The 12,348-nt window shown below is 67.2% G+C and carries 14 protein-coding genes; 6 read left to right on the plus strand and 8 right to left on the minus strand.

All coding sequences use genetic code 11. The features are described from left to right. Window positions 1–20 precede the first annotated feature (20 nt). Both NVV90_RS14015 and NVV90_RS14020 read right to left on the minus strand, forming a co-directional pair. On the minus strand, window positions 21–1,253 hold the full coding sequence (locus NVV90_RS14015; protein ID WP_258437884.1) for a cysteine desulfurase family protein: 1,233 nt from the start codon (window positions 1,251–1,253) through the stop codon (window positions 21–23). A 30-nt stretch (window positions 1,254–1,283) separates the two neighbouring features. Further along, on the minus strand, window positions 1,284–1,946 hold the full coding sequence (locus NVV90_RS14020) for a metalloregulator ArsR/SmtB family transcription factor (RefSeq protein WP_258437885.1): 663 nt from the start codon (window positions 1,944–1,946) through the stop codon (window positions 1,284–1,286). Between the two features lie 90 nt (window positions 1,947–2,036). Here NVV90_RS14020 and NVV90_RS14025 point away from each other — a divergent pair, with 90 nt between their 5' ends. Next, window positions 2,037–2,456: a hypothetical protein gene (locus tag NVV90_RS14025; protein ID WP_258437886.1), complete on the plus strand. Its 420-nt coding sequence runs from the start codon at window positions 2,037–2,039 to the stop codon at window positions 2,454–2,456. Between the two features lie 80 nt (window positions 2,457–2,536). On the opposite strand, the gene NVV90_RS14030 is transcribed toward NVV90_RS14025, so the two are convergent. Next, window positions 2,537–3,244, minus strand: coding sequence for a hypothetical protein (locus NVV90_RS14030; protein ID WP_258437887.1), 708 nt, complete (start codon window positions 3,242–3,244; stop codon window positions 2,537–2,539). Window positions 3,245–3,489: 245 nt separating this feature from the next. Between NVV90_RS14030 and NVV90_RS14035 the strand changes: the two genes are divergently transcribed. From NVV90_RS14035 to NVV90_RS14055, 5 genes are all read left to right on the plus strand, one after another. Continuing rightward, window positions 3,490–4,434, plus strand: a complete 945-nt coding sequence (locus tag NVV90_RS14035) for a J domain-containing protein (protein ID WP_258437889.1) — start codon at window positions 3,490–3,492, stop codon at window positions 4,432–4,434. A gap of 99 nt (window positions 4,435–4,533) precedes the next feature. Next, window positions 4,534–5,001: a tRNA (cytidine(34)-2'-O)-methyltransferase gene (locus tag NVV90_RS14040; RefSeq protein WP_258437890.1), complete on the plus strand. Its 468-nt coding sequence runs from the start codon at window positions 4,534–4,536 to the stop codon at window positions 4,999–5,001. Between the two features lie 259 nt (window positions 5,002–5,260). After that, a complete protein-coding gene (gene sigK / locus NVV90_RS14045) occupies window positions 5,261–5,866 on the plus strand; it encodes an ECF RNA polymerase sigma factor SigK (protein ID WP_258437891.1) in 606 nt (201 codons plus the stop codon). After that, window positions 5,867–6,742, plus strand: coding sequence for an anti-sigma factor (locus NVV90_RS14050; RefSeq protein WP_258437892.1), 876 nt, complete (start codon window positions 5,867–5,869; stop codon window positions 6,740–6,742). Window positions 6,743–6,819: 77 nt separating this feature from the next. Beyond that, window positions 6,820–7,581, plus strand: a complete 762-nt coding sequence (locus tag NVV90_RS14055) for a MerR family transcriptional regulator (RefSeq protein ID WP_258437894.1) — start codon at window positions 6,820–6,822, stop codon at window positions 7,579–7,581. 98 nt (window positions 7,582–7,679) lie between these two features. On the opposite strand, the gene NVV90_RS14060 is transcribed toward NVV90_RS14055, so the two are convergent. From NVV90_RS14060 to NVV90_RS14080, 5 genes are all read right to left on the minus strand, one after another. Further along, the gene (locus tag NVV90_RS14060) at window positions 7,680–9,095 is read right to left on the minus strand and encodes a GntP family permease (RefSeq protein ID WP_258437895.1); all 1,416 of its coding nucleotides are present in this window, start codon (window positions 9,093–9,095) and stop codon (window positions 7,680–7,682) included. Beyond that, window positions 9,095–9,637, minus strand: coding sequence for a gluconokinase (locus tag NVV90_RS14065; RefSeq protein ID WP_258437896.1), 543 nt, complete (start codon window positions 9,635–9,637; stop codon window positions 9,095–9,097). The genes NVV90_RS14060 and NVV90_RS14065 overlap by 1 nt, the downstream gene beginning before the upstream one ends. A 74-nt stretch (window positions 9,638–9,711) precedes the next feature. After that, complete coding sequence (locus tag NVV90_RS14070; RefSeq protein WP_258437897.1) at window positions 9,712–10,491, minus strand: PIG-L deacetylase family protein; 780 nt, start codon at window positions 10,489–10,491, stop codon at window positions 9,712–9,714. Between the two features lie 5 nt (window positions 10,492–10,496). Beyond that, entirely contained in the window at window positions 10,497–11,450 is a 954-nt protein-coding gene (locus NVV90_RS14075) for an electron transfer flavoprotein subunit alpha/FixB family protein (RefSeq protein ID WP_258437898.1), read from the minus strand. A gap of 13 nt (window positions 11,451–11,463) precedes the next feature. Continuing rightward, on the minus strand, window positions 11,464–12,264 hold the full coding sequence (locus NVV90_RS14080; RefSeq protein WP_258437900.1) for an electron transfer flavoprotein subunit beta/FixA family protein: 801 nt from the start codon (window positions 12,262–12,264) through the stop codon (window positions 11,464–11,466). Window positions 12,265–12,348: the final 84 nt, after the last annotated feature.

The raw sequence follows: 12,348 nt of genomic DNA on the forward strand, positions 1-12,348 counted from the left end.
CGCAGCCTGGATGAGGTCGGCTAGGCGGGGGCAGATCCGCCCTGCCGGGCTACCGTAGCTGCGGTCTGGATGCTTGATTCATGCCCGGCCATGCCGGCCTGCCGGGCCCGCGCGTAGGCTTCGGGCAGGGCCTTGAGCAGGGCGTCCACGTCGGCGTCCGTGGAGGTGTGCCCCAGGCTGAAACGCTGGGCGCCGCGGGCCGTATCCTCACCCAGGCCCATGGCCAGAAGCACGTGCGAGGGCCGGGGCACGCCGGCGGTGCACGCAGAGCCTGTGGAGGACTCGACGCCGGCCAGGTCCAGCAGGAAAAGCAGGGAGTCGCCTTCGCAGCCCGGGAAGGTGAAGTGGGCGTTGCCGGGCAGCCGGCCGTCGCCGGGGGCGCCGCGCAGCACGGCCTCGGGAATGGACTCGCGGACGCCGTCGATGAGCCTGTCCCGCAGGGCACTGATCCGGGCCCGCTCCCCCGCCAGGTGTTCGGCCGCGGCCCCTGCTGCGGCAGCAAAGGCGGCGATCGACGCGGTGTCCAGGGTCCCGGAGCGGACGTCGCGCTCCTGCCCGCCGCCGTGCTGGACAGGCGTGAGCCTGACGGCGCGGCCCAGGAACAAAGCGCCGACGCCCACCGGGCCGCCGATCTTGTGCCCCGAGACGGACATCGCGGCCAGGCCCGAAGCCCGGAAGTCCACGGGGACCGAGCCGAAGGCCTGGACGGCGTCGGAATGCACGGGGATGCCGTGGGCGCGGGCCAGGTCCACGATCGCGGCAATCGGCTGGATGGTGCCGACCTCGTTGTTGGCCCACATGACGGTCACGAATGCCACCGACCCGGGGTCGCGCTCAATCGCCTCCTTGACGGCATCCAGGCGGACCACGCCGTCGGAATCGACCGGGAGCCACACGGCTTCGGCACCCTCGTGCCGCTCAAGCCATTCCACGGTGTCCTGCACCGCGTGATGCTCGACGGCGGAGCAGAGGATGCGCGTTCGCCCGGGGTTTTCGTCGTGGCGGGCCCAATAGAGCCCTTTGACGGCCAGGTTGTCCGCCTCGGTGCCGCCGGACGTGAAAATGACTTCGGAGGGGTGTGCGCCTGCGGCCGCAGCGAGCGTCTCGCGGGCGTCCTCCACGGCGCGGCGGGCCCGGCGGCCGGAGCCGTGCAGCGAGGAAGGGTTGCCCGTGCGCGCCAGTTCGCGGGTCAGCGCAGCCAGCGCTTCGGCGGAAATTGGTGTGGTGGCGGCATGGTCGAGGTAAACAGGCACCTTGCAATTCTACCGGCCACCCGGCCGGGTTCAGCTGTCCAGTGAGGTGATCCGGGCGCAGCAGTGACCGGGGCCGGAATCGGCTTCGACACTTTCCTCCGGCAGCCCACAGGCTGCCGCTGTTCCGCTCAGGAAAGCGCCGTTCATCGCGCAGACCACCTCGGAGTGACCCTTGGCGAGGCGGTGGAAGGGGCAGTTGAGCAGGCGGTACCCGCCATCGCCGTCGGGGGTCGGTACATAGCCGTGGTCCGCCAGGACGGCCAGGAAGTCACCGCCGCCGCTGGCCTTCCCTCGTTCGTAGGCCGTCTCCACGAGCGCCTCGCGGACGGGCCCGCCTTCGCTGATGGACCGGGCGATCGCGGCGGCCATGAGCTCGCCGGCAAGGTCGTACTGGCGTTCGGGAACGGAGGCCCCCACTTCAGCCACGGCCGGACGGTAGAACTTGGCCGGGCGCCCGGAACCGGGTCCTGACTTGTCCGGCGACTTGCGGAACTCGACTTCCAGCAGGCCGTCACGGACCAGGCGGTCCAGGTGGAAGGACGCCGTGCTGCGCGGCGCCCCGATGAACTGAGCTGCCTCGTCGCGGCCCACCGCATCCCGGGCATTGCACACGTATTCATACAGCCCGCGCCGGTTCCCGTCATCGAGGGAAGCCACTGCGGAGATCCGGCGAAGCCACGGAAGAGCTGTCATGTCCCAAGGATATCTCTAAAAACAAGATTGATTGCTTAATCCTTCGTCTCCTTCTAAAATCAAATTATTCACTTTTAGAAGGAGACCATCATGGGCACCGCATCATCCACCACACATGCCAAGACCGGATCGCTGTTGGCAATGGATCCCCCGCGGCAGGCCTTCATGCTGCTGCGCACCGTGTTCACTGTGGCGCCGATCATTTTCGGCCTCGACAAGTTCACCAACATCCTTACGGACTGGACCATCTACCTGGCGCCCGTGGCCACCTCCGTTGTTCCCGTTTCCGCACAGACCTTCATGTACGCAGTGGGCGTCATCGAAATCGTGGCCGGCCTGGCCGTCGCCTTCCGGCCCCGCTTCGGGTCCTTGCTCGTGGCGGTCTGGCTGCTGGGCATCATTGTGAACCTGCTGGTCCTGGGCGACTTCTTCGACGTCGCACTGCGGGACTTCGGGCTCCTGGTCGCGGCTCTGGCGCTGAACCGGCTCGCCACAGGGTTCCGGAAGTAGGGACGCTCGGTTGGACTGCGGCAGTTGGACGCAACTCGGTCCGACGGCGCTCAGTTCGACGGCGCTCAGTTCGACGGCGCTCAGTTCGACGGCGGGACGATTGCCAGCCGCGCGCCGACGTCGGCCTTGGCCTTGGCCAGGGTTCCGGCGTCGGGGCAGGAAATTGAGATGTAGGCCGAGGAGCCGGCCCGGCTGAACAGCCTGGCCAGCACGGCGGTGGACCTCGCCGGGGCCTTTGCCCGGGGTTCGAGAGCCAGCACCTCCACGCGGGGTGCTGGCTTGTCTGCGTCGCCGCCCCAGCGGAGGGTCTGCACCGTGAGTCTCTCCGGAACCACCGCCGGATCCAGGTACCGGAACAGGGCCTCGGTGGAGGCCTTGTCGTCCCCGGGCACGGAGAGTGGGCCCTGGTTGATGCTGAGCCTGGCGGCGACTGCGCAGCCGTCGGTCTTCGTGTAGCGGCTTTCCCCCTGGGCATCCTCCATGGTGAGGCTCCAGCCTGGGATTTTCTCCAGCCCGCCCGAGATGCCAACAGGCACCCCGTCAGCCAGGCTGCCCCCTGCACCGAACGGCAGGTCCTTGGCCGCCACGGCAGCAGCATCATGGCCGGGCGTGATGCTGGGCGTCGCCAGGGTGGAGACTTCCTGCACGGGAGTGGGCGCCTGCGGATCCGGAACGTTGACACTGCAGGAAGCCAGCAGCACCGCCAGAGCAGTACCGGCGAACGTGACACCGGCAAACGGTGCCGCCCTCCTTCGTGCCCTGGCCTGTTCCACGGTTGACCCCCACATGCTCGTACGCTGTCCGCGATAGAGTCTAGCCTCCGCCCCAGACTGGCCGCCCGCCGTCGTCGGGAGACCGCCGTCGGGAACCACAGCATTCGCGGCGGTTGCAGCCGGCCGGAAGAATCACCACGGGAATCATGCCTGCCGGGGAACCTGCGGGCCCGCCGCGCTCGTTCACACAGTGGCTGGCTAAACTGGCCTGTACCGGCGCTCCCATCGGAGTGGACCGCAACATAGAGAAGGGTCCGTGCTTGGCCGAGGGCAGCAGCTCGCACTACCAGGTCCTCCGCATCCCCGTCACGGCGACGGAGAAGGAGATCAAGGTGGCCTACCGGAAGGCTGCGCGGAAGGCGCATCCGGACCATGGCGGCGACCCGGCAATGTTCCGCTTGGTGACCCTGGCCTACGAAACGCTCATCGACCCCAAGAGGCGCGCCGACTACGACCGAAGTTATGCCAGCGGCGCCTCGGGCCGAGGTCCGTCCCGTCCTGGCGACTATGGCGGCCCGCCCGCTCCCGGTGCCGGAACCGCAACGGGGGTGAAGCGGCCCAACGCGCCGCGGAACACCGCCGGTGATCCGCCCGTCTACGTCCCGTCCTTCGACGACCCGCACGAGGTGCCGCTGCTGTCCAAGGACGAGGCCAGGATGCAGGTCCACGGCATGCCCCGCAAACGCGGCATCTTCGGCGCCGATGCCCGGATCCAGCGGGAAATGCGCACGGTCCAGCTCATCAGCCGCCAGATCCTGCCGGCCATCCCCGCGGCGCGTCTCATCAACGGCCTCCGTTCCCCTTCGGACAACAGCCACATCGACCACGCCGTGCTGTCCGGCTACCGCCTGGCCCTGGTCGGTTCCATGCTCCTGCCCAAAGGCGCCTACGCCTGGGACGGCACCTCGCTGAGGCACGGAGGACGCTCCGTGGCCCCGCCGCAGCTGGGCCTCATCGTGCGGCACATGCAGGACATTTTCCCCGAGCTCAACGTGACCGGCTGGGTGGTGCTGCACAGCCCGGACGGCAACCTGCACGAGCCCGTGATCGACCAGTACGGCCGCGGCCAGTCCCCAATTGAGGCCGTGCAGGTTGTCAACGGAGCGGGCCTGGCCAGGGGCCTGAAGCAGTTCCTCAGCTCGGGCCCGGCCCCGAACACCGTAGTGGTGCCCGTCCTGGCGCGGCTGCTGCGCGGCATGCACTAGTGCCCCCGGCAGGCCCCCGGGTCCTGGGCCCCGCCCCCTCCGCCCTGTCCCACAGCAGGCCCGTCCTGAATCCGGCCGCGGGCTGGCTAGGATTGGGATGTGTTCCGCATCCTCTTCCACACTCCTGAAATCCCGGGCAATACGGGCAACGCCATCCGCCTCGCTGCCATCACGGGCGCCCAGCTCCACTTGGTGGAGCCGCTCGGTTTCGACTTTTCTGACGCCAAGCTGCGCCGCGCGGGGCTCGACTACCACGACCTCGCCGTGGTCACGGTCCACAAGGACATCGACGCCGCGTGGGCGGCCCTGCAGCCGGAGCGCGTCTTCGCTTTCACCTCTGACGGCGAAACCTCCTACACGGATATCGCATACCGGGAAGGAGACGTGCTGCTGTTCGGGCCGGAGTCCGTGGGACTGCCGGAATGGCTCAAGCAGGACCCTCACGTCACGGCCCGCGTGCGGCTGCCGATGCGCCCCTCGCTGCGATCCCTGAACCTGGCCAACGCTGCCTCCATCGCCGTGTTCGAAGCCTGGCGCCAGAACGGCTTCGCCGGCGCGCAGGTCTAAGGACCGGCACGGCATAACCGTCCGAACGCGCTGGCAGGGCAGCCTTCGAGGCTGCCCGCCCCGTCCGGGCCCATCCGGGACCCTTCCTGCGCCGAATAACTGGTGCAAGGCAGTTGCCTGCGGGAGAACCCCTGAGGGAGGGCACGTGCACACATTGCAACGCCGGCCAGCGGCAGTGCCCGATTCCCCGGCACGGCACGAATCATCACAGCTCCTCGCTGTGGCGGCTTCGAAAAGCGACGTCCTATGCTTGGGAGCGATGGACATTCCCAACAATCCTGGCTCAAGGGTCACCGAGGCATCCAGCTCCGTTGCCGATGTCAATGCCCGGCTCGCCCGGCTGCTGAAACTCATGGCGCAGGGCGACCAGGCCGCGTTCGCAGACTTCTACCGGCTGACATCGCGCCGGGTGTTCGGCATGGCCCGCCGCGTCCTGATAGACCCCGGGCTGAGCGAAGACACCACACAGGAAGTGTTCCTGCAGGTCTGGCAGGGCGCCGCAAAGTTCAACCCGGACGCCGGCAGCCCCATGGCCTGGCTCATGACCATCGCCCACCGGCGCGCGATCGACCGAGTCCGCTCCGCCCAGTCGGCCACGGACCGCGAGGCAAAGTTCGGCGCCGCGAACCACGGAACCGAACACGACTCCGTGGCGGAAGAAGCCGGCAGCCGCCTCGAAGCCGAGGCCGTGGTGCGCTGCCTCGGCACGCTGACAGACACGCAGCGGGAATCCGTCCGGCTGGCCTACTACGGCGGGCTGAGCTACAGGGAGGTTGCCGAGCATTTGGGTGCCGCAGTTCCGACCATCAAGTCCCGCATCCGCGACGGCCTCCTGCGCCTCAAGTCATGCCTGGGGGTGGGCTAGATGTCCGAAGACAACGCAGGCGGATTCGTGCGCAGGATGTTCGCGATGGACATCCCCACAGACCTCGCCGAAGGCCGGCTCCTGGAGCTCGCCGAGATCTACGCCCTGGACGCACTGAGCAATGCAGAACGCACCGCGATTGACGACTTCGTCCGGAATTCCCCGGACGGTCCGGCCTTCTTGGCCCGTGTGCGGGACACCCGCGAGACCTTGGCCGTGAGCTACACGGCCGAGGAGGAACCTCCGGCAGGGCTGCTGCAGAACATCCTGGACCGGCTCCCGGACAACTCCGCAGCACAGGCCGCGCCCGGGCCGCGCGCCGAGACGGCGCGGCTGGGCCCGGCACCGGACAACGCGGCAGTTGTCGACGCGGCGCAGGACAGCCGCGTCGCGGACTTTGCCGCGGCACGGAACCGGCGGGACGAACGACGGCGTGGCAGCCTGCGCAGCTGGCTGGTCGGTGTGGCCGCTGCTGCAGTGATCGCCCTGGGCGGGGTCGGCGTGGGTGCCTATGTGGCCGCCCAGAACGATCCCGTGAACCAGGTCCTGCAGGCCCAGGACGTCCGGCAGTCCACTGTCGACGTCACCGGGGGCGGCACGGCCACCGTGTCCATCTCCTCGGCGAAGGATGCCGTGGTGGTCCGGATGAATGGCGTGCCGGCTCCCCCCGCTGGCAAGGTCTACCAGATGTGGCTCATCCCCAAGGACGGCTCCGCCCCTGTATCGCAGGGGCTCATGGACGCCCAGGCCCTGACCCATCCGGCAGTGGTCAAGGGCATCTCCGGCGCCGCCGCCCTGGGCATCACCGTTGAACCCGCCGGAGGCTCCCCGTCGCCCAGCCTGCCCACGGTCGCGGCCGCAACACTGTCCTCCTGAACGGCATCCCTAAGAGGTTCCTGACGGTTTCCATCAGGGCTTGACCTTGACGTAGCGTCAACTTCTACGCTGGATACGTGAAGCAGGACGAATCCACACAGTGGACCATCGCGGAGGTGGCCAAGGCCAGCAACGTATCCTCACGGACGCTGCGGCACTACCAGCAACGAGGCCTGCTGGAACCGGCCTGGACGGGGCACAACGGCTACCGGTACTACGGGCAGCCCGAGCTCCTGAGGCTCCAGCGGATCCTCCTGCTCCGTGAACTTGGCCTTGGGCTCGAGACCATCGGCGAAGTTCTGGATGGCCAGACCGACACCCTGGAGGCACTTGCCGTGCACCGGAAGTGGCTGCTGGCCGAGCGCGACCGCCTGGACCGGATGTCCCGCACGGTCGACGCCACCATGTCAGCACTACGTCAAGGAGACACCATGTCCGCGGAGAACATCTTCAAGGATTTCGACAACAACCCCTACGAAGCCGAGGCCCGGGAACTCTGGGGCGACACGGTGGTGGACGAGTCCAAGAACCGCCACGCCGCCATGTCCCCCACGCAGAAGCAGGCCTTCATGGACGAGGCCGAGGCCGCAACCACGGCCATGCTCGAGTGCCTCAACGCCGGACTTCCGGCCGACGACGCCAGGACGCAGGCCGCCGTCGGGCTCCACCACCAGTGGATCCTCTACAGCTGGACGCCGGACAAAGCCTCGTACACGGGACTCGGCCGCATGTACGTGGACGACCCCCGGTTCAAGGCGTTCTACGACAAGTACGACGAGCGGCTGGCCGCCTACCTGCGGGACGCCATGGCGGTCTACGCCGAACGCAACCTCGCCTGACTCTCTCGCTTAACGTCCGACGGCGGCCCGATTCCCTTGGGGAGCCGGGCCGCCGTCGGGCTGTGCTGCTTGGGCAGGCGCCGATACGTGCAGTTCGCCTATATGACGAGCGAGAGCAGCATGACGAAGCCGAATCCGACCACGGAAATCAGCGTTTCCATGACGGACCAGGTCTTGAAGGTCTGGCCCACGGTGAGTCCGAACAGTTCCTTGACGAGCCAGAATCCGGCGTCGTTGACGTGGGACAGGAAGAGCGAACCTGCGCCGATCGCGAGGGCCAGGAGGGCGGCGTGCGTCGGGCTAAGCGAGGTGGCCAGCGGCGCGACGATCCCGGCCGCCGTCACCGTGGCCACTGTTGCCGAACCGGTGGCCAGGCGCAGCGCCACCGCCACAATGAAGCCCAGCACCAGGACGGACATGTTGGCACCTTCGGCCCACTTCTTCACGGCATCGCCAACGCCGGCACCGATCAGGGTCTGCTTGAAACCGCCGCCGGCGCCCACGATGAGCAGGATCGCCGCGATGGGGCCCAGGCTGTCGCCCAGCTTGGCGGTGATCTTGCTGCCGGTGAAGCCCACGGCATAGCCGAACGTCACCATGGCGGCGAGCACGGCCAGGGTCATGGCCACCAGCGGCTGGCCCACGAAGTCGAAGAAGATCCGGATCATCGGTGCGGTCTTGGCGTCCGGCCAGATGATGGCCCCGACGGCCTTCAGGAGCATGAGCACCACCGGGAAGATGATGGTCAGCAAGGTAACGAGGAAGCTCGGCTGGCGTTTGACACCACTCAAGTCCACGGCATGCTTGGTGTCGATTCCACCGGCCACAGCAGGCGCATCCACCGGCACCCAGCGGGCCGCGAGGCGGGAGAACAACGGACCACAGATGATCACGGTGGGCACGGCCACCAGCAGGCCCAGTGCCAGGGTGGTTCCCAGCTCCGCTTTCACCGCACTGATCGCAATCAGCGGCCCGGGGTGCGGTGGCACCAGCCCGTGCAGCACGGACAGGCCCGCGAGTGCCGGAATGGCGATGCGCATGAGCTTCATCTGGGAACGCTGCGTGACCAGGACGATGACCGGCAGGAGCAGCACGAGGCCGATCTCGAAGAACATCGGCAGGCCGATGATCACCGCCACCAGGGTGATCATCCACACCACCTTGTTGCCGCTGGCCTTGGCCAGCAGCGTGTCCACTACCCGGTTGGCACCGCCTGAATCGGCCAGGAGCTTGCCGAGCATGGCACCGAGCGCGATCAGCAGGCCGACCTCCTTGAGGACACCACCCACTCCGTCTTCGAAGTTGCTGATGACCTTGGCCAGTTCGACGCCGGATGTCAGGCCGACGAAGGCCGAACCCAGCACCAGCGCAAGGAAAGGGTGGAGCTTGAATCTCGCGATCAGCACCACGATCAGCGCAATGCCCAAGGCTGCGAAGATCAGGAGCTGGGAATCGTGGGCGGTCCATTCCTGGACGGCTTGTCCCACGGCAGTCGTCACGGTTGCGAAAGCCATTACAGCGCGTTCCTCTCGGCAGCGTCGGCGGCAATGAGGCCGAGCCGTTCAATGACTTCCTGGGCTTCCTCGGCAGGGGATGCCGAGACACAGAGGGAGATGTAGCTCTCGTCTTCCGTGGGTTCTTCCAGGGCATCGAACTGGGATTCAAGCAGGGACGGCGGCATGAAGTGCCCGTGCCGCGATGCCAGCCGGTCCGAGATCTTGTCCTTGCTGCCCTGCAGGAACACGAACACCACACCCTCGCCCCGCAGGACGTCCCTGTACCGCTTCTTCAGGGCCGAGCACGTGATGATTGCGGGGGTACCGGAGTCCGTGTGCGAGCGGATCCACGCCGCAATGGTCTCCAGCCACGGCCAGCGGTCCTCATCGCTGAGGGGCTGCCCGGCCTGCATCTTGGCCACGTTGGCCTCGGGATGGAGGTCGTCGCCTTCGGCCAGGTCCCAGCCGAGACGCCCCGCCAGGACGCCGGCCACTGTCGATTTTCCGGAACCGGAGACACCCATGATCACCAGTACGGGCTGTTGCGCAGTCTTCGCCATCAAAGTCTGCCTTCCTCGAATAAATATGATTTAACCGAGGTCAAGCATATGACACGCGTTACACAACGGCAATGTCAGAAACCGGCGATGGTGGTGGAGCCGTTGACTGGAACCACGTGGAAGCACTCGGCACTGGTGCCGGCCGGGAGGCCGCCCCGCTCTCCGTTCCGCTCCAGCATGGCGCGGACGGTTCGCTCCATGCCCTCGATGTCCGGGTGCTGGCTGGCGTGGATGCGGATGGCCGCGAGCTTCGCATCCACGTGGGCGGTGACATCCACGAAGTGGTTCTCACAGGACTCCGGGCCAGCGAAAAGCCACAGCCAGGGCAGCTTGTAGGCCTCCAGGCCGGCCTCGGCCAGCTCCGGATAGGCAAACGGGTTTTCCACCGCCGGGTACACGGCCCTGGTGACGGTCTCCCCCACCGCGAGGTGGTCCGGATGGCTCTTCTGGATACGGTCCCAGTTCCGTTCCGGGTGCATGGCCAGCACGACATCGGGGCGGATCTCCCGGATGAGCTTCACCACCTGCTTGATGACCTCGTGTGTCGGCTCCAGGTACCCGTCGCGTTCGTGCAGGTAGTGGATGTCGGTCACCCCGACCAGTGCCGCGGCCCGGCGCTGCTCCTCCGCGCGCATCTCGATGATCTGATCACGGTGCGCGGGATCGAAGCCGCCGGCGTCGCCGTCGGTCATGATGCAGTAGCTGACCTGTACGCCGGCGGCGGTCCAGGCCGCAATGGTTCCGGCGGCACCGAAGTCGATGTCATCCGGGTGGGCAGTAAAACAAAGCACCCGCTCAACGCGTTCCGTGGAGGCGTTGAACGGGCTCTTTGCTGACGAAACGCCAGTAGTCAAAGGGATCAGCCTTTCCGCTTCTTGATCTCTTCCGTTGCCTGCGGGACCACTTTGAAGAGGTCCCCGATGATGCCGAAATCGGCGATCTCGAAGATCGGCGATTCCGCGTCCTTGTTGATCGCGACGATCACCTTTGAGGTCTGCATGCCGGCCTTCTGCTGGATGGCACCGGAGATTCCCACGGACACGTACAGCTGCGGCGAAACGGTCTTGCCGGTCTGCCCCACCTGGAAGTCATGGCTGATCCAGCCCGCGTCGGTGGCTGCACGGGAGGCGCCGACAGCGCCGCCGAGGGCATCCGCCAGCTCCTCGATGGGACCGAAGTTACCGTCCACGCCACGTCCGCCGGACACCACCACGCGTGCCTCGCCCAGATCCGGGCGGCCGCTGGCGGGCTTGGCGCTCCGGGCAGTGATACGGGCAGCGTTGGCCGTGGCGCCGGCCGGGACCTCCACAGTGACGGTTTCCGGGGTGACGGCAGCCGGGGCGGCCTCGGGGTCGATGCTGTTCGGCTTGACCGAAAGCACGGCCACGGCCGACTTCGCCTTGGCCGTGGTGTTGTACGAACCGGCCAGAACAGACTTGTGCGCGGTGCCGTCGGCATCGACGCCCACCACGTCCGTGATGACTCCGGCGTTGAGCTTGATGCCCAGGCGGGCGGCGATTTCCTTGCCGTCCGCGGAGTTCTCCAGCAGGACCGTTCCGGCTCCGGAGGCCACGACGGCCGCGGCCAGGTAGGCCGCTTTCGGGGCCACGAGGTAGTCGTCCAGGTCCGCGGCCGAGGGGCGGTAGATGGTGGTGGCACCGTAGGCGCCCAGGGCGGCAGCGACGTCGTCGTGCAGTTCGCCGTTGAACGCGACGGCGGTGTCCCCCAGCGAGCGGGCGATCGTCAGGAGCTCCAGGCTGCTCTTCTTGAGGGCAGGGCCCGGGTTGTCAATGAAAACCAGTGCTTGTGTCATGGGTGGATTCCTCTCAGAGCAGCTTCTGGGCGGCCAGGAACTCGACCAGCTTGATGCCGGCGTCGCCTTCGTCGGTGATGATGGTGCCTGCGGTGCGCGGCGGGCGGGCCTGCGCGGACTCCACCACGGTCAGCGAGCCGGCGGCTCCGACCTCGGAGGCTCCAACACCGATGTCGGCCAGCGACAGCGTGGTGATCTTCTTCTTCTTGGCGCCCAGGATGCCCTTGAAATTCGGGTAGCGGGGCTCGTTGATCTGGTCCGTGACGGAGACGAGGGCCGGCAGGGATGCTTCTACGGTGTCCGAGTGGGTGTCGCCGTCGCGGCGGGCCACGACCTTGCCGCCGGTGACGTCCAGGCTGGAGGAAAAGGTCAGCTGCGGCAAGGACAGACGCTCGGCAAGCTGCGCCGGCACCAGGGAGGTTTCGCCGTCGGTGGAGGCCATGCCGGTCAGGACCAGGTCCACCGGAGCGTCCGTGCCGAGGTGGCGGATGACGGCTGCGAGGGCCAGCGACGTTGCTGCTGCGTCCGAGCCGGCCAGAGCGTCATCGCTCAGGTGCACGCCCTCGGTGGCGCCGATCTGCAGCGACTTCTTCACGGCGTTGACGGCGCCGGAAGGGCCCATGCTGAGGGCGATGACCTGGTTGCCGGCCTTGCTGCCGCCGCGGGCCTCGATCAGCTGCAGTGCTGCTTCCAGGGCATATTCGTCGAGTTCGGACAGGATGCTTTCGTCGCGGTCCGTGGTGTTGTTTGCGCCGGTGATGTGCCGGTCGAACTGCGCGTCAGGGACGTGCTTGACCAGAACGACAATCTTCAATGTCTCTTCCACTGTCTTCGAAGCAGCCTTCCATGGTTGTGGGTGGCTGACGGCTGTTCGTCTAGCCATGGATCGGCCCGGTTC

The sequence above is a fragment of the Arthrobacter sp. CJ23 genome, from assembly GCF_024741795.1.
GTDB lineage: Bacteria > Actinomycetota > Actinomycetes > Actinomycetales > Micrococcaceae > Arthrobacter.